General features: G+C 70.1%; 17 protein-coding genes. 3 read left to right on the forward strand and 14 right to left on the reverse strand.

Annotation, left to right across the window (positions count from 1 at the left end; translation table 11 throughout):
- Positions 1 to 91 precede the first annotated feature (91 nt).
- From ruvX to ACIQAC_RS20105, 4 genes are read right to left on the reverse strand one after another with little or no spacing between them, the layout of a single operon-like run.
- The gene (gene ruvX, locus ACIQAC_RS20090; RefSeq protein WP_402192949.1) at positions 92 to 556 is read right to left on the reverse strand and encodes a Holliday junction resolvase RuvX; all 465 of its coding nucleotides are present in this window, start codon (positions 554 to 556) and stop codon (positions 92 to 94) included.
- A complete protein-coding gene (alaS, locus tag ACIQAC_RS20095) occupies positions 556 to 3228 on the reverse strand; it encodes an alanine--tRNA ligase (RefSeq protein ID WP_402192950.1) in 2673 nt (890 codons plus the stop codon). Before alaS ends, ruvX begins: the two co-directional genes overlap by 1 nt.
- Positions 3228 to 3593: a hypothetical protein gene (locus tag ACIQAC_RS20100; RefSeq protein WP_402192952.1), complete on the reverse strand. Its 366-nt coding sequence runs from the start codon at positions 3591 to 3593 to the stop codon at positions 3228 to 3230. The genes alaS and ACIQAC_RS20100 overlap by 1 nt, the downstream gene beginning before the upstream one ends.
- 9 nt (positions 3594 to 3602) lie before the next feature.
- Positions 3603 to 4049, reverse strand: a complete 447-nt coding sequence (locus ACIQAC_RS20105; RefSeq protein WP_402192953.1) for a DUF948 domain-containing protein — start codon at positions 4047 to 4049, stop codon at positions 3603 to 3605.
- A gap of 159 nt (positions 4050 to 4208) precedes the next feature.
- On the opposite strand from ACIQAC_RS20105, the gene ACIQAC_RS20110 reads away from it, so the two are divergent.
- Complete coding sequence (locus ACIQAC_RS20110; RefSeq protein ID WP_402192955.1) at positions 4209 to 6383, forward strand: ATP-binding protein; 2175 nt, start codon at positions 4209 to 4211, stop codon at positions 6381 to 6383.
- A gap of 31 nt (positions 6384 to 6414) precedes the next feature.
- Here ACIQAC_RS20110 and rpsD read toward each other — a convergent pair whose 3' ends face one another.
- From rpsD to ACIQAC_RS20135, 5 genes are all read right to left on the reverse strand, one after another.
- Positions 6415 to 7029, reverse strand: a complete 615-nt coding sequence (gene rpsD, locus ACIQAC_RS20115) for a 30S ribosomal protein S4 (protein WP_402192956.1) — start codon at positions 7027 to 7029, stop codon at positions 6415 to 6417.
- 338 nt (positions 7030 to 7367) lie between these two features.
- The gene (locus ACIQAC_RS20120; RefSeq protein WP_402192958.1) at positions 7368 to 8723 is read right to left on the reverse strand and encodes a replication-associated recombination protein A; all 1356 of its coding nucleotides are present in this window, start codon (positions 8721 to 8723) and stop codon (positions 7368 to 7370) included.
- A gap of 56 nt (positions 8724 to 8779) precedes the next feature.
- Entirely contained in the window at positions 8780 to 9445 is a 666-nt protein-coding gene (locus ACIQAC_RS20125; RefSeq protein WP_402192959.1) for a vitamin K epoxide reductase family protein, read from the reverse strand.
- Between the two features lie 221 nt (positions 9446 to 9666).
- Complete coding sequence (gene hisS, locus ACIQAC_RS20130) at positions 9667 to 10929, reverse strand: histidine--tRNA ligase (RefSeq protein WP_402192960.1); 1263 nt, start codon at positions 10927 to 10929, stop codon at positions 9667 to 9669.
- Between the two features lie 14 nt (positions 10930 to 10943).
- A complete protein-coding gene (locus ACIQAC_RS20135) occupies positions 10944 to 11657 on the reverse strand; it encodes an MBL fold metallo-hydrolase (RefSeq protein WP_402192961.1) in 714 nt (237 codons plus the stop codon).
- Between the two features lie 181 nt (positions 11658 to 11838).
- Between ACIQAC_RS20135 and ACIQAC_RS20140 the strand changes: the two genes are divergently transcribed.
- Positions 11839 to 12687, forward strand: coding sequence for a peptidylprolyl isomerase (locus tag ACIQAC_RS20140; protein ID WP_402193400.1), 849 nt, complete (start codon positions 11839 to 11841; stop codon positions 12685 to 12687).
- Positions 12688 to 12831: 144 nt separating this feature from the next.
- On the forward strand, positions 12832 to 14061 hold the full coding sequence (locus ACIQAC_RS20145) for a DUF349 domain-containing protein (RefSeq protein ID WP_402192963.1): 1230 nt from the start codon (positions 12832 to 12834) through the stop codon (positions 14059 to 14061).
- An 84-nt stretch (positions 14062 to 14145) separates the two neighbouring features.
- Here the strand turns inward: ACIQAC_RS20145 and ACIQAC_RS20150 are convergent, their stop codons facing one another.
- From ACIQAC_RS20150 to yajC, 5 genes are all read right to left on the reverse strand, one after another.
- Positions 14146 to 16668, reverse strand: coding sequence for a RelA/SpoT family protein (locus tag ACIQAC_RS20150; protein ID WP_402192964.1), 2523 nt, complete (start codon positions 16666 to 16668; stop codon positions 14146 to 14148).
- A gap of 237 nt (positions 16669 to 16905) precedes the next feature.
- On the reverse strand, positions 16906 to 17445 hold the full coding sequence (locus ACIQAC_RS20155) for an adenine phosphoribosyltransferase (RefSeq protein WP_402192966.1): 540 nt from the start codon (positions 17443 to 17445) through the stop codon (positions 16906 to 16908).
- The gene (secF, locus tag ACIQAC_RS20160) at positions 17442 to 18563 is read right to left on the reverse strand and encodes a protein translocase subunit SecF (protein ID WP_402192968.1); all 1122 of its coding nucleotides are present in this window, start codon (positions 18561 to 18563) and stop codon (positions 17442 to 17444) included. Before secF ends, ACIQAC_RS20155 begins: the two co-directional genes overlap by 4 nt.
- 1 nt (position 18564) lies before the next feature.
- A complete protein-coding gene (secD, locus tag ACIQAC_RS20165; RefSeq protein WP_402192969.1) occupies positions 18565 to 20343 on the reverse strand; it encodes a protein translocase subunit SecD in 1779 nt (592 codons plus the stop codon).
- 132 nt (positions 20344 to 20475) lie between these two features.
- Positions 20476 to 20970 carry a preprotein translocase subunit YajC gene (gene yajC / locus ACIQAC_RS20170; protein WP_402192971.1) on the reverse strand — a complete coding sequence of 165 codons (495 nt, stop codon included), beginning with the start codon at positions 20968 to 20970 and terminating at the stop codon, positions 20476 to 20478.
- Positions 20971 to 21054 lie beyond the last annotated feature (84 nt).

Below are 21054 nucleotides of genomic sequence, written 5' to 3' on the forward strand. Positions count from 1 at the left end.
CGCGGCCCGAAGGCCCCGGTCCCGTTCCGCCTCTTGCTGTGCGGAGGCTGTTCGAATGCCGCCGCCCGCGCGGAACGTTACCGTATCGCGATCAGATGACCACTTCGACGCCCTCGCCCGGGGCTTTACCTGACACCCGTTCGGATTCCAAGGCCTGCTGGAGGATGATCACGGCGGCTGCCTGGTCAATGACCGATCTGCCCTTTTTTGTCTTCACCCCGGAAGCGCGCAGTCCCTGACTGGCCGTCACCGTGGTCATCCGCTCGTCGACCAATCGGACCGGGACGGGCGCGATGCCCTTCGCCAGCTCCCCGGCGAAGCCGCGGACCTTGACCGCCGCCGGACCCTCGCCCCCCTTGAGGGAGCGAGGGAGGCCGACGACCACCTCGATCGGTTCGTACTCCTCGACCAGCTGCTTCAGCCGACGATGGGCCGCCGGGACGTCCCGGCCGGGGACCGTCTCGACCGGTGTGGCGAGGATCCCGTCGGGGTCGCACGAGGCGACCCCGATCCGGGCGTCCCCGACGTCGATCGCGAGGCGGCGTCCTCGTCGCATTACTTGGCGGTCTCCGCGACCAGGCGCTCGACGGCGTCGACGGCGTCACCGACGGCGGCCGCGTTCTGGCCGCCGCCCTGGGCGACGTCCGGCTTGCCGCCACCGCCGCCGCCGAGGGTCTTGGCGGCCGTACGGACCAGGTCGCCGGCCTTCAGACCGCGCTCGCGGGCGGCCTCGTTGGTGGCGATGACCGTGAGCGGCTTGCCGTTGGCCACGGTGAACAGGGCCACCACGGCGGCCCGGCCGCCCTGGATGCGACCGCGGACGTCGAGCACCAGCCGGCGCAGGTCGTCGGGGGTGGTGCCGTCCGGGACCTGGCCGGTCACCAGGGCGACACCGCGGACGTCCTTGGCGGACCCGGCGAGCCCGGCGGCGGCCTGGAGGACCTTCTCCGCGCGGAACTTCTCGATCTCCTTCTCGGCGTCCTTCAGCTTGCCGAGCATGGCGGAGACCTTCTCCGGAAGCTCCTCGGGACGGCCCTTGATCAGCTCCTGGAGCTGGGCGACGACCGTGTGCTCGCGGGCCAGGAAGTTGTAGGCGTCCACACCGACGAGGGCCTCGATACGGCGTACGCCCGAACCGATCGACGACTCGCCGAGCAGCTTCACCAGGCCCAGCTGGGAGGTGTTGTGCACATGCGTGCCGCCGCACAGCTCCTTGGAGAAGTCGCCGATGGTGACGACCCGCACCCGGTCGCCGTACTTCTCGCCGAACTCGGCGATGGCGCCCTGCTTCTTGGCGTCGTCGATGCCCATGACCTCGGCGTGCACGTCCAGGTCGCGGGCCAGCACCTCGTTGATCTTCTGCTCGACGTCGGTCATCACGGCCGTCGGGACGGCGGCGGGCGAACCGAAGTCGAAGCGGAAGCGGCCCGGCTGGTTCTCGGAACCGGCCTGGGCGGCCGTGGGGCCGAGGGCGTCGCGCAGGGCCTGGTGGGTCAGGTGGGTGGCCGAGTGGGCGCGGGCGATGGCCGTGCGGCGCCGGTTGTCGATCGAGGCCTGGGCCTTGGCGCCGACGGTGACCTCGCCGACCTGGACGACGCCCTTGTGGACGTACACCCCGGGGACCGGCTTCTGGCAGTCGCGGACCTCGATGACGGCGCCGGTGTCGACCCGGATGCGGCCGGTGTCGCCGATCTGGCCGCCGCCCTCGGCGTAGAACGGGGTGCGGTCGAGGACGATCTCGACCTCGTCGCCCTCGGTGGCGGCGGGCGAGGAGAGACCGTCGACCAGGATGCCGACGACCGTGGACTCGCCCTCGGTGTCGGTGTAGCCGATGAACTCGGTCTCACCGGCGCTGTCGGCGATCTCCCGGTAGGCGCCCATGTCGGCGTGGCCGGTCTTCTTGGACCTGGCGTCGGCCTTGGCGCGCTCCCGCTGCTCCTTCATCAGACGCCGGAAGCCGTCCTCGTCCACGGACAGGCCCTGTTCGGCGGCCATCTCCAGGGTGAGGTCGATCGGGAAGCCCCAGGTGTCGTGGAGCAGGAACGCCTTGTCGCCGGCCAGGACGGTGCCGCCGGCGGACTTGGTGTCGGTGACGGCGGTGTCGAGGATGTTGGTGCCGGCCTTCAGCGTCTTGAGGAAGGCGTTCTCCTCGGCGACGGCGACCTTCTCGATGCGCTCGCGGTCGGTGACCAGCTCGGGGTACTGCCGGCCCATCATCTCGATGACGACGTCGATGAGGTCCTTGACGACCGGGCCGGTGGCACCGAGCAGGCGCATGTTGCGGATGGCGCGGCGCATGATGCGGCGCAGCACGTAGCCGCGGCCCTCGTTGCCGGGGGTGACGCCGTCGCCGATGAGCATCACGGACGTCCGCATGTGGTCGGTGACCACGCGCAGGGAGACGTCCGAGCCGTGGGCGGCGCCGTAGTGGACACCCGTCAGTTCGGTGGCCTTCTTGATGACGGCCATGGAGGTGTCGATCTCGTACATGTTCTGCACACCTTGCAGAATCATGGCGAGCCGCTCCAGGCCGAGGCCCGTGTCGATGTTCTTGCTCGGCAGGTCGCCGAGGATCTCGAAGTCCTCCTTCGAGGTGCCCTCGCCCCGCTCGTACTGCATGAAGACGAGGTTCCAGATCTCCACGTACCGCTCGTCGTTGACGGCCGGGCCGCCCTCGACACCGAACTCGGGACCGCGGTCGTAGTTGATCTCGGAACACGGGCCGCAGGGGCCCGGGACGCCCATGGACCAGTAGTTGTCCTTCTTGCCGAGGCGCTGGATGCGCTCCTTGGGCACGCCGACGACGTCGTGCCAGATGCGCTCGGCCTCGTCGTCCTCCAGGTACACGGTGATCCAGAGCTTCTCCGGCTCCAGACCGTAACCGCCCTTGTCCTGGGGGCTGGTGAGCAGCTCCCAGGCGTACTTGATGGCGCCTTCCTTGAAGTAGTCGCCGAAGGAGAAGTTGCCGCACATCTGGAAGAACGTGCCGTGCCGGGTGGTCTTGCCGACCTCTTCGATGTCCGGTGTGCGCACGCACTTCTGCACGCTGGTGGCGCGGGCGTAGGGCGGCTTGACCTCGCCCAGGAAGTAGGGCTTGAAGGGGACCATGCCGGCCGGGACGAGGAGCAGAGTCGGGTCGTCCGCGATGAGCGACGCCGAAGGGACGACGGTGTGCCCGCGCTCCTCGAAGAAGCTCAGCCAGCGACGGCGGATCTCAGCCGACTCCATCAGTGGTCCTCATTCCGGTTGTACGAGTTCTTCTTGTACGCGTACGACGTGCTGTCGATGACGTACGTCTTGGGGTTGCTGCGGTTCTCGATGGCGGGGTAGCGCCGGGGTGCGGGGAGTTCGGGGTCCTCGCGGATCCCCAGGGCGTCGCCCAGCTCGGCCTCGCGCTGGGCCATGCCGTCGCGGACGTCGAGCGCGAATCCCACCGCGCGGTCCTTGAGCTGACGGCCGGTCTCCAGCGCCTTGTTCGCCGCGGACGCGGCGAGGTTCTCCGGCGTGAGCTGCTTCAGCTTGCGGTTGACCTTGGTGGTGGCCCACACACCGGCGGCGACGCCCGTGGTGAACCAGAACGTACGACGGAACATCGCTGGGTCTCAGTCCTTCTTGTCGCGGAGGTCTCGCCTGCCCCACCGCGAGGCCGAAACCGTGCGGCCCACGATGACGGTACGCCGGGACGCCCTGGCGGGCGCCTCGTCCTTGCGGCCGCCCAGTGCGCGCCGCACGCCGTACCCGAACGCGGCGACCTTGACCAGCGGGCCGCCGAAGGTGGAGGCGACGGTGGTGGACAGCGCGGAGGCGTTGGAGGTGACCTCCTGGACGTCCGAGGCGATCGCGTCGACCCGCTCGATCTGGGTCTGTGCGGAGCGCACCGCCGCGGAGGCGTCGGCCAGCAGCGGGACCGCCTGGTCGGTCACGTCCGCCACGAGCTTGGTGGTCGCCCTGAGCGTCTGGGCCAGCCTCGCGAGTGCCACCGCGAGGAAGGAGACCAGGATCGCCCAGAAGACGGCCACCAGGATCCCGGCCACCTCTCCACCGGACACTGCGCACCCGCTCCCTAAACGTGCCTGAACATCGAAAAAGTCGTGCACCGAGCCTATCGCGCCGGGCGCGCGGCTCCGTACCGGATTACGGCCCGCCGTGCAGGGGAGTTCGCGAAGCGATTGTACGCAGTGAATACGGTTCAGTACGCTCCGTGTCTCATGCGACCCGATCAGTCCGGCGGTGACCGAGTGGACGGCAATCTTCCTCTGGAGGTCGACGCGTTCGTGGGGCGCGCGGCCGAACTCGCCGGGCTGGCGCAGGCGCTCGCGGACACACGGCTGGTCACCGTGACGGGGCCGGGCGGGGTCGGCAAGTCCCGGCTGGCGGCCCGCGCCGCGCCGCTGTCGGCGCCGCGCGACGGGGTCTGGCGGGTGGAGCTGGCGACGCTGCGCGATCCGGAGTTCGTGGAGTACGCGGTCGTGGAGGCGCTGGGCCTGACCGACCACACGACGCGGCTGCCGCGCGAGACGCTGCTGGCCCGGCTCGCCGACCGTCAACTCCTGCTGGTGCTGGACGGGTTCGAGCATCTGGTGGACGTGTGCGCGCCGCTGGTGACCGAACTGCTGCGCCGGCTGCCCGGACTCCGGGTGCTGGCCACGGGGCGCAGGCCGCTGGGCGTCGCGGGCGAGCGGCTGTTCCCGCTGGCGCCGCTCACCGAGGACGACGCGGTCGCCCTGCTCGTCGACCGGGCCGCGCAGCGGGCAGCGGCTCCGGACGACGAGACGGTCGTACGGGAGGTCTGCCGGCGTCTTGAGGGGATTCCGCTGGCGATCGAGCTGGCGGCGGGGCGGCTGGGGGCGCTGTCGGCCGGGCAGCTGCTGGAGCGGCTGGACGACCGGTTCCGGCTGCTGACCGGTGGTGGGCGGGACGCGCTGCCCCGGCACCGGGCGCTGCGGACGGCGGTCGGCTGGAGCCACGAGCTGTGCGCGCCGGAGGAGCGGCTGCTGTGGTCGCGGCTCTCGGTGTTCGCCGGGTCGTTCGACCTGGAGGCCGTCGAGTACGTGTGCAGCGGCGACGGCCTGCACGCCGACGACGTCCTCGACGTCCTGACCCAGCTGGTGGCGCAGTCGCTGGTGGGCCGGGAGGAGACGCCGGCCGGGACGCGCTACCGGATGCTCGACACGGTCCGGGCGTACGGCGCCGACTGGCTGGAGGCCATGGGCGACGCGACGCGGATGCGGCGGCGGCACCGCGACTGGTATCTGGGCCTGGCGACCTGGTGCGAGCTGGACTGGTTCTCGCCGCGCCAGGCCGAGGTGGCCGCCCGCGTCGAGGCGGAGCTGCCGAATCTGCGCTGGGCGCTGGAGTACTGCCTGACCGATCCGGAGGACGCGCATCTCGCGCTGTGTCTGGCGGGCTGCCTGTGGTTCTGCTGGGTGGGCTGCGGCCGGCTGTCGGAGGGGCGGCGCTGGCTGGAGCGGAGCCTGGAGCTGCCGCCGGAGGACCTGGTCCATGAGCAGTCCCGGCTGAAGGCGCTGTGGGTGCTCGGCTATGTGGCGGTGCTCCAGGGCGACCGGGTGCCCGCGCTGGCGGCGCTCCAGGAGTGCCGGGACGAGGCGGAGCGGCTCACGAGCGCCACGGCCGTGGCGTACGCGGAGCACCGCACCGGCTGTCTGGCGCTGGTCACCGACGACATGCCGCGTGCGGAAACGCTGCTGCGCTCGGCGCTCGAGCGCTATCAGAAGATCGGGGAGCTGAACAGCAACGTCCTGATGGGCCAGGTCGAACTGGCGATGGCCCGCGCCTTCCGGGGCGACCTGGCGGAGGCGGTGCGGCTGTGCGAGGACGTGCGGCGGGTCTGCGAGGACCACGGCGAGCGCTGGGCGCGGGCGTACGCGCTGTACGTGCTCGGCTACGCCGCCTGGAGCGAGGGCGATCTGTCCGTCGCGCGGAGTCTGCTCAGCGACTGTCTCGGCACCGCCCACACCTTCCACGATCTGCTGGGCTCGGTGCTCGCGATGGAGCTGCTCGCGCTGATCACGGTCACGGAGGGCGATCCGGCGGAGGCGGCGGTGCTCCAGGGCGCGGCCGCCGCCGTCTGGCCGTCGGTGGGGCTGCCGCTGTTCGGCTCGGCGTACTACAACCGGCCGCACGAGCTGTGCGAGGCGGCGGCCCGGGAGCGCCTGGGCGACGAGCGGTACGAGGACCGCGTACGGCTCGGCGGGCGGCTGGACCGGGAGGCGGCGGTGGCACGCGCGCTGGAGCGGTGTCCGGCGCGCTCGCCGGAGCTGCCGCCGGCCCCGCGCGGTCCGGCCCGGCACACGCGTGGCGCCGCCGACATGCACAGACCCGCCGCCTCCCCCACCCGGAAGGGCGGGGAGACGGCGGGCTGAGTACCGCGGGAAGTACTGCGTCCGGCTGGGGTCAGCGGGCGTAGTACTCGACGACGAGCTGCTCGTCGCAGATCACCGGGATCTCCTTGCGGTTCGGCTCACGGTCCAGGCGGAACGCCAGGGCCTTGAGGTTCACCTGGAGGTAACGCGGGGTCTCGCCGTCCGGGGCGAAGCCGCCCTCGCGGGAGATCTGGAACAGCGTCTTGTCCTTGCTGCGGTCACGGACCTGGACGACGTCGTCCGGGCGCACGACGAAGGACGGCTTGTCGACCTTCGTGCCGTTGACCTGGATGTGACCGTGCACGACCATCTGGCGGGCCTGGTAGATCGTGCGGGCGATGCCCGAGCGCAGGACGAGGGCGTCAAGACGCTTCTCGAGCTCGACGATCAGGGCCTCACCGGTCTTGCCCTGCACCTTGGACGCGCGGTCGTAGGCGCGGACCAGCTGGCGCTCGGAGATGTCGTACTGCGCGCGCAGACGCTGCTTCTCCAGCAGACGGACCTTGTAGTCCGAGTTCTGCTTGCGGCCACGGCCGTGCTCACCCGGCGGGTAGGGACGGGCCTCGAAGTACTTGACGGCCTTCGGGGTCAGCGCGATGCCGAGGGCACGCGACTTCTTGACCTTGGGGCGGGACTGGTTCGCCATGAACCAAACACCTCGTTCTGTGTACGAATACGGCTTCACCAGGGTTAAGGGAGGTCGCATCCGCAGCCGGGGAAACCCCGCGGGTCCGTGACGGACCTGCCGGGCAGCCGCTCCCTGGTCTGGGCACATACGTGCAGCACGCGAGTTGCCCACCGCCGGTCCCGGGAATCCGGGGGGTGGTGGGCTGCCCGCGACACCTATCGACGGTGCGCGACGCTCCTGGAATCCTGCGCCTTGCGGCGACGGGGTTCCGGCTGGATGTCCCGTTCTGGTGGTGCCGGCTGCCCTTTCGGGTGCCGGACACGGGACTCAGCGCTTCGAGGGATTCTACAGGGTGCTCAGGACCGCTTTCGACCGAGGTGCTTTCTGGTCCACTCCACGGCGTCCGCGTACCGCGCCTCGGAGCCGTGCCGGGTCGGGGTGTAGTACTCGCGGTCCTTGAGGGCGTCCGGCGCGTACTGCTGCTCGGCGATGCCCTCCGGCACGTCGTGCGGGTACACGTACCCCTGCGCGTGGCCCAGCTTGGCGGCGCCCTTGTAGTGACCGTCGCGCAGATGCGGCGGCACGGACCCGGCCAGCCCCTTGCGTACGTCCTCCAGGGCGGCGCCGATCGCGGTCGTCGCGGCGTTGGACTTGGGGGCGAGCGCGAGGGCGATGGTGGCGTGGCTGAGGGTGAGCGCGGCCTCCGGGAAGCCGATCATCGCGACGGCCTGGGCGGCGGCGACGGCGATCGGCAGGGCGGTCGGGTCGGCGAGGCCGATGTCCTCGCTGGCGGAGATCATCAGACGGCGGGCGATGAACCGGGGGTCCTCGCCGGCCTCGATCATCCGGGCCAGGTAGTGCAGGGCGGCGTCGACGTCGGAGCCGCGGATGGACTTGATGAGGGCGCTCGCCACGTCGTAGTGCTGGTCGCCGTCGCGGTCGTACTTGACCGCCGCGCGGTCCACGGTCTCTTCCAGCGTGGTGAGCGCGATCTCCGCCTCGCCCTTGTCGAGGGCGGCTCCGGCGGCCGCCTCCAGGGCGGTGAGGGCGCGGCGGGCGTCTCCGCCGGCGATGCGCAGCAGATGGTCCTCGGTGTCCTCGGGGAGGGTCACCGTGCTCTTCAGCCCGCGCTCGTCGGTGAGCGCGCGGCGGAGCAGGCCGCGCAGGTCGTCGTCGGTGAGGGGTTCGAGGGTGAGCAGCAGGGAGCGGGACAGCAGCGGCGAGATGATCGAGAAGTACGGGTTCTCGGTGGTGGCCGCGATGAGGGTGACCCAGCGGTTCTCGACGGCCGGGAGGAGGGAGTCCTGCTGGGCCTTGCTGAAGCGGTGGATCTCGTCGAGGAAGAGGACGGTCTCCTTGCCGTACCCGCCGGTCGCGCGGCGGGCGCCGTCGATGACCGTACGCACCTCCTTGACGCCGGCGGTGATCGCGGAGAGCTCCACGAACCGCTTGTTGGTCGCCTTGGAGACGACGTAGGCCAGGGTCGTCTTGCCGGTGCCGGGCGGGCCCCAGAGGATCACCGAGGACGGGCCGGCCGGGCCGCCGGCACCCTCGCCGACCAGCCGGCGCAGCGGAGAGCCGGGCTTGAGCAGGTGCTGCTGCCCCACGACCTCGTCGAGGGTGCGCGGGCGCATGCGCACCGCCAGGGGACTCGCGGAGGGGTCCTTCTCCTGGCGTTCTTCTGCTGCGGCGGTGAACAGGTCGGGTTCCACTCTGAAACCCTAAGTCACGGCACTGACAACGCCGGACGGGTGCCGGTCCGCGGGGCTCAGGCCCAGAGGTCGGCGCCCCAGCGGGTGAGGATCAGCATGGCGATGATGCCGATGTGCGTGGCGGGCAGGACCCAGGTGAACTCGGCGAGGAACCGCTTCACGGCGCCGGGGGCGCGCAGGAATCCGTTGCGGATGTTGAACGACGTGACGTACCAGAACATGACGATGGTGGCGACCCACGCGAGCGAGCACCACAGGCACAGGGCGTTGATCCGGTACAGCGACTGGAACTGGAGCCAGGTGCAGAAGCCGACCCCGAAGAGTGTGCCGAAGTTGAAGGTCAGCCAGTACCAGCGCGGGAAGCGGGCGCGGGCGAGCAGGCTCATGCCGACGCAGATCACGATGCCGTAGGCGACGAGACCGAGCATCGGGTTGGGGAAGCCGAAGGCCGAGGCCTGGTCGCTCTCCATGACGCTGCCGCAGGACACCACGGGGTTGACGCTGCACCCGGGGACGAAGGTCTCGCCGGCCACCTTCGCTTCGAGGATCTTGAACTTGTCGATCGTGATGACCCAGGAGGCCAGCAGTCCCAGGGCGCCCGTGATCACCAGCAGCAGCGCGAAGGCGCGGCCGCCGCCGAGGGTGCGCGGCTCGGCCGACGACGGGCTCAGCGGTTCGGGCTCGGGGTCCGTCGAGACGTCCTTCACTGTCGTCTTGCTCATCACGCCGATCCGTCACTTGAGAGTTTGACCATCTTCGGGCAGGGCCATTGTGCCGCACCCGCACGCGTGCTCACCGTTCACTTTGCATAAGGTTGTCCAGGCTCTCACCCGGGAGCATGGGGTTCCGGACACGTCTTCGATCACGCTCTGCGGCCCGCCGCCAAGACAGCGGGGCGCCCGGTGCCGTACGACACCGGGCGCCCCTCGCACTGTCCGGCACGTCAGCCGAGCCGGGACTCCAGCTCCGCGACGATCTCGCCCACGCCGATCGCCGACTGCTCGCCGGACTCCATGTCCTTGAGCTGCACGACGCCCTCGGCGAGATCGCGTTCACCGGCCACGATCGTGTACCGGGCACCACTGCGGTTGGCGCTCTTCATCGCGCCCTTCAGACCCTTGTGCCCGTACGAGAAGTCGGCGGCGACGCCGACCTTGCGCAACTCGGTGACCTTGGCGAACAGCACCCGTCGGGCCTCCTCGCCGAGCGGCACCGCGAACACACTGGTGGTGGCGGGGAGTTCGAGCTCGACGCCCTCCGCCTCCAGGGCGAGGACCGTGCGGTCGACACCCAGCGCCCACCCGACGGACGGCAGCGCGGGGCCGCCGATCATCTCGGAGAGCCCGTCGTAGCGGCCGCCGCCGCCCACCGCGGACTGCGCGCCCAGACCGTCGTGGACGAACTCGAAGGTCGTCCGCGTGTAGTAGTCCAGGCCGCGGACCAGCTTCGGGTCGTCCTCGAAGGAGACGCCCGCCGCCGAGATCAGCTCACGGACCTCCTCGTGGTACGCCTTGCAGGCGTCGCAGAGGTAGTCGCGCAGCAACGGGGCGTCGGTGAGCTGCTTCTGGACGTCCGGGCGCTTGTCGTCGAGGACGCGCAGCGGGTTGAGCTCCGCGCGGCGCAGGGTCTCCTCGTCGAGGTCGAGGCCGCGCAGGAAGTCCTGGAGCGCGGCCCGGTAGACCGGACGGCACTCCTGGTCGCCCAGGCTGTTGAGCAGGATGCGGAAGTCGCGCAGGCCCAGCGAGCGGTACGCCTGGTCGGCCAGGATGATCAGCTCGGCGTCGAGCGCCGGGTCCTCGGCCCCGATCGCCTCGGCGCCGACCTGCGAGAAGTGGCGGTAACGGCCCTTCTGCGGGCGCTCGTAGCGGTAGTAGGAGCCCGAGTACCAGAGCTTGACGGGGAGGTTGCCCGCCTTGTGCAGGTTGGCCTCCAGGGCGGCGCGCAGGACGGACGCGGTGCCCTCGGGGCGCAGCGCCAGCCGGTCGCCGCCCTTGGTCTCGAAGGCGTACATCTCCTTGCTCACGATGTCGGTGGACTCGCCGACCCCGCGCGCGAACAGCTCGACGTTCTCGAAGCCGGGTGTCTCGACGTAGCCGTAGCCGGAGTTGCGCAGCGGGGCCGCGATGGCCTCGCGGACGGCCAGGAACCTGGCGCTGTCCGGCGGGATCAGGTCGTACGTGCCCTTGGGGGCCTGAAAGGTACTCACGGAAGGTTCTCTCGTCACATTCCTCGTCGGGGAGCGTCGACGTCCGCTCCCTGGCCGGGCGCCGCCACCTGCCGCAGATACGGGTTGGTGGCGCGCTCCTGGCCGATGGTGGTCTGGGGGCCGTGTCCGGACAGCACCACGGTCGAGTCGTCGAGCGGCAGGCACACGCGGGCCAGCGAGTCGAGCATCTCGGCCATGTCACCGCCGGGCAGGTCGGTGCGTCCGACGGAGCCGGCGAACAGCAGATCCCCGGAGAAGAACACCGACGGCACGTCGGAGGTCTCGGGCATCCGGAAGGTCACCGACCCCTTGGTATGCCCCGGCGCGTGCGCCACGGAGAAGTCCAGGCCCGCCAGCCGCAGTCTCTCGCCGTCGGCCAGTTCTCTGACGTCGTCCGGTTCCCCCACGGTCAGTTCGCCCATCAGCGGCATCCCGATGGAACGCCCGATGCCCTTCTCGGGGTCGCTCATCATGTAGCGGTCCGCGGGATGGATCCAGGCGGGCACGTCGTGCGCGCCGCACACCGGGACGACCGAGGCGACATGGTCGATGTGACCGTGGCTCAGGACGACGGCGACGGGCTTGAGCCGATGCTTCTTGAGCGTTTCCTCGACTCCGGCGGTGGCCTGGTGGCCCGGATCGATGATCACGCACTCCTCACCGGCGGCGGGGGCGACGAGATAACAGTTCGTCCCCCAGGCCCCGGCGGGGAACCCGGCAATGAGCACGATCGTCCTTCGTTGTGTCGGTTTCGGGAGGGGTCGCGAGCGGCTGCGCCCGCGGTCAGAGCCTACCGGCGCTGCCGATTCCTCAGGTAACCCATATACGGTACGGGGCACACGCAGGCGGTCGGCTCACCAGACGCACGTGCACCCGCGCCGACGTTCGAGACGTATGAGGAGAAACCCGGTGGTCAGCCAGGAGCAGCGGCGGCGTCAGCTCGCCCGGGAGAAGTTCTTGCGCCAGCAGCAGAGGCGCACGGACGCACGACGCAAGACACGTACGCGCACCGCGGCCATAGCTTCGGCGGTCGCCGTGGTGCTGATCGGCAGCTTCGCCCTGTACACGACGGACGCCTTCAAGAGCGACGACGACAAGGCGAACGCGAGCTCGGAGACGACGCCCAGCGCGACGCCCACGAGCAAGGCGCCCGACCCGTGCGACAAGCCGGCGGACGGCAAGGCGAAGACGGAGACATGGAAGAAGGAGCCGGCGATGTCCATCGACAAGTCGGCCGACTACACGATGAAGCTGGCCACGACCTGCGGCGACATCGACATCGACCTGAAGGCGTCGGCGGCACCGCGCACGGTGAACTCGTTCGCGTTCCTCGCCGGCAAAGGCTACTTCGACCACACGAACTGCCACCGGCTCACCAACAGCGGCATCTTCGTGCTCCAGTGCGGCGACCCGCAGGGCACCGGCATGGGCGGTCCCGGCTACACGATTCCGGACGAGAACCTGAAGGACACGACCCTCAAGGGCGACGTCTACCCGGCCGGCACGGTCGCGATGGCCAACCAGTACAACTCCCAGACGAAGGAGGGCCGCAACACCGGCGGCAGCCAGTTCTTCCTCGTCTACCAGGACAGCCCGCTGCCGCCCGACTACACACCGTTCGGGACGGTCACCGAGGCCGGCATGAAGGTCCTCAAGAAGATCTCGGACGCCGGCGCCCAGGCGGCGGACCCCACGACCGGCAACACCGCACCCAACGCGACGGTCGTGATCAACAAGGCAACGGTCGCGAAGTCCTGACGACCAGGGCGGCCAACTGCGAAATTTCGGTCGTGCGGGATGCGGACAGGCAACCCGCTGGTCGCCTATGTTGGCCGTGACGAAACTGTGGACGATGCCCGGGGGCGCCGAAGCCTCACGGCGGCATCATGTGGAGGAGGCGCTGTGAGCAGCGACCCGTGGGGCCGCGTCGACGAGACGGGGACCGTGTACGTGCGTACGGCCGACGGCGAGCAGGTCGTCGGTTCCTGGCAGGCCGGCTCTCCCGACGAGGCACTGGCCTACTTCGAGCGCAAGTACGAGGGCCTGGTTGTCGAGATCGGCCTCCTCGAGAAGCGAGTCAAGACCACCGATCTGTCGGCCAAGGACGCCAAGCTCGCCGTGGACCATCTGCGCGAGCAGGTGGACGCGCACCACGCGGTGGGTGATCTGGACGCGCTGCGGGGCCGCCTCGACAAGCTCGTGGAGCAGGTGGAGGCCCGCCGCGAGGAGCGCAAGGCGCAGCGGGCGAAGCAGACCGACGAGGCCCGGCACGCCAAGGAGGCCCTGGTCACGGAGGCCGAGGAGCTGGCCCAGTCCGACCAGTGGCGGGCGGCCGGTGAGCGGCTGCGCTCGCTGGTCGACACCTGGAAGGGTCTGCCCCGGCTCGACCGCAAGTCGGACGACGAGCTGTGGCACCGCTTCTCGCACGCGCGGTCGGCGTTCTCCAAGCGGCGCAAGGCGCACTTCGCGCAGCTGGACGCGCAGCGCGAGGACGCCCGCAAGACCAAGGAGCGGCTGGTCGCCGAGGCCGAGGCACTGTCGAACTCGGTCGACTGGGGTCCGACGGCGGCCCGCTACCGCGAGCTGATGTCGGAGTGGAAGGCGGCGGGCCGCGCCCAGCGCGAGCACGAGGACGACCTGTGGAACCGCTTCCGCGGCGCCCAGGACGTCTTCTTCGCCGCCCGCAGCTCGGTCTTCGCCGAGCGGGACGCGGAGCAGACGGAGAACCTCAAGCTCAAGGAGGAGCTGGCCGGGGAGGCCGAGAAGATCCTCCCGGTCACCGATCTGCGCACCGCGCGGGCGGCGTTCCGTACGGTCAACGAGCGCTGGGAGGCCATCGGCCACGTACCGCGTGACGCGCGGCCGAAGGTCGAGGGCCGGATGCACGCGGTGGAGCGGGCCATCCAGGAGGCCGAGGAGGCCGAGTGGCGCCGGACCAACCCGGAGGCACGCGCGCGTGCCGAGGGTCTGACCGGTCAGCTCCAGGCCGCCGTGGACAAGCTCCACCAGCAGATCGAGCAGGCACGCGCCCAGGGCAACAACTCCAGGGCCGACAAGCTCCAGCGGGAGCTGGACGGCCGCCAGGCGCTGCTCGACCAGGCGCTGAAGGGCCTCCAGGAGTTCGGCGGCTGACCCAACGGCCGGCCGTCGCCTGTCGCACGTGAAAGGGGCTCCCCGCGCGGGGAGCCCCTTTCGTGTGCGGCCGTGGTGTGCCGGCTACGACCTGCTGCGCGCCGACGTCACGCGGTACACGTCGTACACGCCCTCCACTCCCCTGACCGCCTTCAGGACGTGGCCCAGGTGTTTCGGGTCGCCCATCTCGAAGGTGAAGCGGGACGTGGCGACACGGTCGCGGGACGTCTGGACGGCCGCCGAGAGGATGTTGACGTGCTGGTCGGACAGGACGCGGGTGACGTCGGAGAGCAGCCGCGAGCGGTCCAGCGCCTCGACCTGGATGGCGACGAGGAAGACCGACGACTGGGTGGGCGCCCACTCGACCTCGAGGATGCGCTCGGGCTCCCGGGACAGTGACTCCACGTTCACACAGTCGCTCCGGTGAACCGATACACCACTACCGCGGGTGACGAACCCGATGATCGGGTCACCGGGTACGGGCGTACAGCAGCGGGCCAGCTTGACCCAGACGTCGTCGACGCCCTTGACGACCACACCCGGGTCGGCGTTGGAGCGGCGTTTGCGGCTGCGTCCGGTGGTGGGCGGGACGCTCTCGTCGATCTCCTCGGTGGCGGCCTCCTCGCCGCCGAACGCCTGGACGAGCTTCTGCACGACGTTCTGCGCGGAGACATGGCCCTCGCCGATCGCCGCGTACAGCGCGGAGATGTCCGGGTAGCGCATCTCGTGGGCGAGCGTGACGAGCGAGTCGCCGGTGAGGATCCGCTGGATCGGCAGGTTCTGCTTGCGCATCGCGCGGACGATGGCGTCCTTGCCCTGCTCGATCGCCTCGTCGCGGCGCTCCTTGGAGAACCACGCCCGGATCTTGTTGCGGGCACGCGGCGACTTCACGAACCCGAGCCAGTCCCGGGAGGGTCCCGCGCCGGCCGCCTTGGAGGTGAAGACCTCCACCAGGTCGCCGTTGTCCAGGGTGGATTCGAGGGGTACGAGCCTCCCGTTGACCCGTGCTCCTATGGTGCGGTGGCCGACCTCGGTGTGGACCGCGTAGGCGAAGTCCACCGGAGTGGCGCCCGCGGGCAGCGCTATGACGTCGCCCTTCGGGGTGAAGACGAAGACCTCGTTGCGCGACAGGTCGAAGCGCAGGGACTCCAGGAACTCGCCGGGGTCCTCGGTCTCCTTCTGCCAGTCGAGTAGCTGGCGCAGCCACGCCATGTCGTTGAGGTGGTCGTCCTTGCCGGTGCTCCTGGGGGCGTCCGAGCGCACCTTGGAGGCGCCGGCGACGGCCTCCTGCTTGTACTTCCAGTGCGCGGCGATGCCGTACTCGGCGCGGCGGTGCATGTCGAAGGTGCGGATCTGGAGCTCGACCGGCTTGCCGTTGGGTCCGATGACCGTCGTGTGCAGCGACTGGTACATGTTGAACTTGGGCATCGCGATGTAGTCCTTGAACCGGCCGGGGACCGGGTTCCATCGCGCGTGCACGGTGCCGAGCGCCGCGTAGCAGTCGCGGACGGTGTCCACGAGGACGCGGATGCCCACCAGGTCGTAGATCTCCGCGAAGTCACGGCCGCGGACGATCATCTTCTGGTAGACGCTGTAGTAGTGCTTCGGGCGGCCGGTGACGGTGGCCTTGATGCGGGCGGCCCGCAGGTCCTGCTGGACCTCGTCGGTCACTATGGCCAGGTACTCGTCACGCTTGGGTGCCCGCTCGGCCACCAGCCGGACGATCTCGTCGTACATCTTGGGGTAGAGGATCGCGAAGGCGAGGTCCTCCAGTTCCCACTTGATGGTGTTCATGCCGAGGCGGTGGGCGAGCGGCGCGTAGATCTCCAGCGTCTCGCGCGCCTTCTTCTCCTGCTTCTCGCGCTTGAGGTACCGCATGGTGCGCATGTTGTGCAGCCGGTCGGCGAGCTTGATGACCAGGACGCGCGGGTCCTTCGCCATCGCTACGACCATCTTGCGCACGGTCTCGGCCTGCGCGGCCTCGCCGAACTTGACCTTGTCCAGCTTGGTGACACCGTCGACGAGCAGGGCGACCGAGTCCCCGAAGTCGCGGCGGAGCTGGTCGAGGCCGTACTCGGTGTCCTCGACGGTGTCGTGCAGCAGGCCGGCCATAAGAGTCGCCGGGTCCATGCCCAGCTCGGCCAGGATCGTCGTCACGGCGAGCGGGTGCGTGATGTACGGGTCGCCGCTCTTGCGCTTCTGGCCGCGGTGCCAGCGCTCGGCGACCTGGTAGGCCTTCTCGATCTGGCGGAGGGTGGCGGTCTCGATCTTCGGGTCGTTGCTGCGGACTATCCGCAGGAGCGGTTCCAGGACCGGGTTGTACGGGTTGGAGCGCTGGACACCGAGGCGGGCGAGGCGGGCACGGACGCGGTTGGAGGAGCCGGTGCGGGCGGGCTGGGGCGCGGCCGGGCGGATCGCGGGGGTCGCCGGGCGCTCGGCCGGGTCCGGCTTGGGGCGGGCCGCCTCCGCGGGCCGGTCGGCCGGCGCGGACTGGGCGTGCTCGACCGCCCCACGCGTGGTGTTCTTCGTGTCCGGCGCGGGCTTGGCCGCGGGCTCCGAGGGCTCCTCGGGCTTGGCGGCGGTCAGGTGCTGGGCCTCGTCTGGCAAGAGGGCTCCTCGTGCGCGATCCGGGTCCCCCGGTCAGGCTCCGGAGCCCCCATGGTAGCGATCCTGGGCTCCGGGATCGTCTTCAGGACGATCTGTGAACCTTTGCACGGAAAACACCGGCGGCCCGCCGCGGATTCCTGCCGGGCCCGCGGGGGCGGCGCACATCACCCGCCGCACATGCGAGAACGGGCGCCCCGGGCCGAAGCCCGGGGCGCCCGTCAGGTTCCGCGATCGCGCTCAGACCGTGAGCAGGACCTCCAGCGGAGCCCCCTGGAGGGAGGGCTCCAGGCGCCGGCGGCCACCGAGGAACGACAGCTCCATGAGGATCGCCACACCTGTCACCTCGGCTCCGGCACGGCGGATCAGCTGCACGGACGCCTCGGCGGTGCCGCCGGTGGCCAGGACGTCGTCGACGATCAGGACCCGGTCGTCGGCGGTCAGGTCCTCGGCGTGCACCTCGATCTCCGCCGAGCCGTACTCCAGCTCGTAGGACTGGCTCAGGGTGGCTCCGGGGAGCTTGCCCGCCTTGCGGACCGGGATGAAGCCGAGGCCCGCCCGGACGGCGACGGGGGCGCCGAGGATGAACCCGCGGGCCTCCAGACCGACCACCTTCGTGGCGCCCTGGCGGACGGCGATGTCCGCCAGGGCGTCGGTGAGGGCGCCGAACGCGGCGGGGTCCGCCAGGAGCGGGGTGATGTCCTTGAACACCACACCCGGCTCCGGGTGGTCCATCACGTCACGGATACGGCTGAGCAGCAGCTCCTTGAGGTCCGTCATCGGCGCTTGCCGGACGGGCGGCCCCGGCCGCGGTTGCGGGACGCCGGCTGGTTGCGCGGGCCCACCACCGCGGGAGTCGCGTCCTCCGGCACCTCGTCGTCGTAGGACTCCTCCTCGACGCGGGTCTCGGGGGCCTCGTTCTGGTCGGCGCCGCCCTGGGCCCGCTTGGCGAGGACCCGCTTGCGCAGCGCCTTCATCTGCGGCTCGAGCTCCTTGAGGTCGGCGACGAGCGGCGTGGCGATGAAGATCGACGAGTACGCGCCGGCCGCGAGGCCGACGAACAGCGACAGCGAGATGTCGTTGAGCATGCCGGCGCCCAGCACACCGCCACCGATGAACAGCAGGCCGCCGACCGGCAGCAGCGCGACCACCGTCGTGTTGACCGAGCGGACCAGGGTGCTGTTGATGGAGCGGTTGGCGATGTCGCTGTACGTCCAGCGGGTCTGTTTGGTGATGTCCCTCGTCTGTTCCTTGAGACTGTCGAACACCACGACCGTGTCGTAGAGCGAGTAACCGAGGATCGTCAGCAGACCGATGACCGTACCGGGCGTCACCTCGAAGCCGACCAGGGCGTAGATGCCGACCGTGATGGTGATGTCGTGGATCAGCGCGACCAGGGCCGCGATGGCCATCCGCCACTCGAAGGCGATGGCCAGATAGATCACGACGAGGACCATGAAGATCGCGAGGCCCTGCCAGGCCTTGGTGGCGATCTGGTCACCCCAGCTGGGGCCGACCAGATCGGCGCTGATCGCCTCGGCGTTCATGCCCAGGTCCTTGGCGATCTCCGTCTTGATCTCGCTCGCCTGAGCGGTGTCGATGTTGGAGATCTGGATGCGCAGCGCACCCGTGCCAAGACCCTGCACGATCGCGTCGTGGCCGGCCGCCCGCTCGGCGACCTCCTCCGCCTCGGACGAGGAGACGCTCGTCTTCGGGGTGGTGAAGACGGCTCCGCCCTGGAACTCGATGCCCATGTTCAGGCCGCGCACCGTCAGGCCGACGATGGCCGTGATGGTGATCAGGATGGAGATGCCGTACCAGAGCTTGCGGTTGCGGACGAAGTCGTAACCGACCTCGCCGCGGTGGAGCCGGGCGCCGAGGTTGCCGAGTTTCGACATCTCACGCCTCCTTCGGGTCGACAGGGGCGGCGGGGCGGCGGGTGCGGCGAAGCGGGGGCTTGGCGCCGAGCCTCTTCGGATCCAGGCCCGACCACTTGTGGCCGCTCGCGAAGAACCTCCTGCGCGCCAGCAGCGTGAGCAGCGGCTTGGTGAAGAGGAAGACCACCACGACGTCGAGCACGGTGGTCAGGCCCAGCGTGAACGCGAAGCCCTGGACCTTGCCGACGGTGACGATGAAGAGCACCGCGGCGGCGAGGAACGACACGAAGTCGGAGACCAGGATGGTGCGCCGGGCACGCGGCCAGGCACGCTCCACCGCGGGGCGCAGCGAGCGGCCCTCGCGGATCTCGTCCCGGACCCGTTCGAAGTACACGATGAACGAGTCCGCCGTGATGCCGATCGCGACGATGGCACCACAGACCGCCGGCAGGTTCAGCGCGAAGCCGATGGCCGGGCCGAGCAGCGACATGATCACGTAGGTGAGGGCCGCGGAGACCAGCAGCGAGGCGATCGCGATGAGCGCCAGGCCCCGGTAGTAGGCGAACAGGTAGATGATGACCAGCGCGAGGCCGATGGCGCCCGCGATCAGGCCGGCCTGGAGCTGCTCACCGCCGAGCGCCGGGTCGACCGTGGTGATGCTCGACTCGCGGAACGTCAGGGGCAGCGCGCCGTAGGACAGCATGTTCGAGAGGTCCTGGGCCTGCTGCTGGGTGAAGCTGCCGGAGATCTCGGCGTTGCCGCCCGTGATGGCCGTGCTGACGTACGGGTGGGAGACCACCTGGTCGTCCAGGACGATCGCGAACTCGTTGAGCGGGGAGGTCTGCGTGGCGAGCTGGCCGGTGATGTCGGCGAACTTCTTGGCTCCGGCGGAGTTGAAGTCCATCACGACCTTCCACCCGGCCGCGCTCTGCGTGTCGAAGATCGCCTCGGCCTTGTCGACCTCGGTGCCGTCGACGGCCACCGGGCCGAGCAGGAACTTCGTCCACACACCGCCGTCCTGGCCACAGGCGACCGTGGAGTCGCCGGGCTTGGCGGCCTTGCCGGCCTCGGACCGCTGGTCCGGGTCGGCGCAGTTCAGCGCGGCGTACTGGGCCTGGAGCTCGGTGTCCGACGCGGCGGCGTCACCGCTCGCGGAGGGCGAGGGGCTCCCGGAGGGGGTACCCGACGCGGAGCTGCTCGCGGACGGGGTCTCGTCGGCCTTGAGCGCGTCGGTGACGGCACGGCCCTGCGAGGTCGCCGAGGACGACGGGGACCCGGAGGAGCTGGGCTCGTCACTGCCGGACGCGGAGGTGCTGGCCGACGGGCTGCCGCTCGCCGAAGGAGAGGGGCTGCCGCTTCCCGAGGAGCTGGAGCTGGTCTCCGGCGTGGGCGCCGAGGCCTCACGCTGGAGCAGGGGGCGGAAGTACAGCTTGGCCGTGGTGCCGACCTGCTCCCGCGCCTGCTCGGAGTTGGTGCCCTTGGGGATGTTGACGATGATGTTGTTGTTGCCCTGCGTCTGGACCTCCGCCTCGGAGACACCGAGGCCGTTGACACGGCGCTCCATGATCTCGACCGCGGTGTCCATGTTGGTCTTGTTGATCGCGTTGGGCTGGCCCGGTTCGTTGACCGCCGTGAGTGTGATGCTGGTGCCGCCGGCGAGGTCGATGCCGAGACGCGGAGTGGTGTGTCCGGAGAGGAACATTCCTCCCGTGAGCGCCACGATGGCGATCAGGATCAGGACCAGCGAGCGCCCCGGCTTGCTCTGGGCGCTCGCGTTACGGCCCTTTTTAGGTGCTGCCACCTTCTCGTACTCCCTCTCGGGCCGCCTCGCCACGGGTCAGGGTGCGGGCGGCCATGACATGGTGTCGGGATGCCGTGCGAGCTGGGCGTACTCCAGGGTGTGAGGGCCGCGCCCGCACGCCCCGGCGCACGACTACTTCGCCTCGGACCCGCCGTCGGACTTCTTCGGCTCCGCGTCCGTCTTCGCCTCGGCGGCGACGTCGTCGGAGGTCTCCTCGTCGGCGTCCTTCTTGCCGAGGTCGACCGGCTTGTCGTCCTGGTCGGCGTCGGCGGCGGGCTCGTCGGTCTCCGTGAGGGAGGAGGCGTCGTCCGGGACGATGTCGGCGTCGGACTTCAGGTCGTGCTCGACACCGTGGACGATGCGGTTGTACTCGTCGTCGGTGAGAACGGCACCGATCGAGTTCTTCGCGAAGAGCAGTTCGACGCCGGGACCGGCGTCGAGGAGGACCGTGTCCTCGCCGACCTCCTTGACCGTCGCATACATACCCCCGATGGTGCGGACGCCGGAACCGGGCTGCATCTGGTTCCGCATGTCGGCGGCCTGCTGTTGCTTCTTCTTGGCCGACCGGGTCATCAGGAACATGGCCCCGATGAGCACAATGAACGGGAGGAGGGTCAGGAGACTCACGGGTCGGAACTTCCTTCGCGCGACCGCGATGTTGAACGGCCTGATGGTTGGGGGATTGTCGCCGCCGAGAATGGCGGCATCGGC

It is taken from the genome of Streptomyces sp. NPDC088387, from assembly GCF_044753385.1.
Lineage (GTDB): Bacteria > Actinomycetota > Actinomycetes > Streptomycetales > Streptomycetaceae > Streptomyces.

Excerpts from the sequence above, each read along its gene's own strand:
- alaS (WP_402192950.1), bottom strand. The coding sequence starts at position 3,228 with ATGGAGTCGGCTGAGATCCGCCGTCGCTGGCTGAGCTTCTTCGAGGAG.
- ruvX (WP_402192949.1), bottom strand. The coding sequence starts at position 556 with ATGCGACGAGGACGCCGCCTCGCGATCGACGTCGGGGACGCCCGGATC.
- rpsD (WP_402192956.1), bottom strand. The coding sequence starts at position 7,029 with ATGGCGAACCAGTCCCGCCCCAAGGTCAAGAAGTCGCGTGCCCTCGGC.
- secF (WP_402192968.1), bottom strand. The coding sequence starts at position 18,563 with ATGTCGAAACTCGGCAACCTCGGCGCCCGGCTCCACCGCGGCGAGGTC.
- ACIQAC_RS20100 (WP_402192952.1), bottom strand. The coding sequence starts at position 3,593 with ATGTTCCGTCGTACGTTCTGGTTCACCACGGGCGTCGCCGCCGGTGTG.
- ACIQAC_RS20155 (WP_402192966.1), bottom strand. The coding sequence starts at position 17,445 with ATGACGGACCTCAAGGAGCTGCTGCTCAGCCGTATCCGTGACGTGATG.
- ACIQAC_RS20110 (WP_402192955.1), top strand. The coding sequence starts at position 4,209 with ATGCGACCCGATCAGTCCGGCGGTGACCGAGTGGACGGCAATCTTCCT.
- ACIQAC_RS20125 (WP_402192959.1), bottom strand. The coding sequence starts at position 9,445 with ATGAGCAAGACGACAGTGAAGGACGTCTCGACGGACCCCGAGCCCGAA.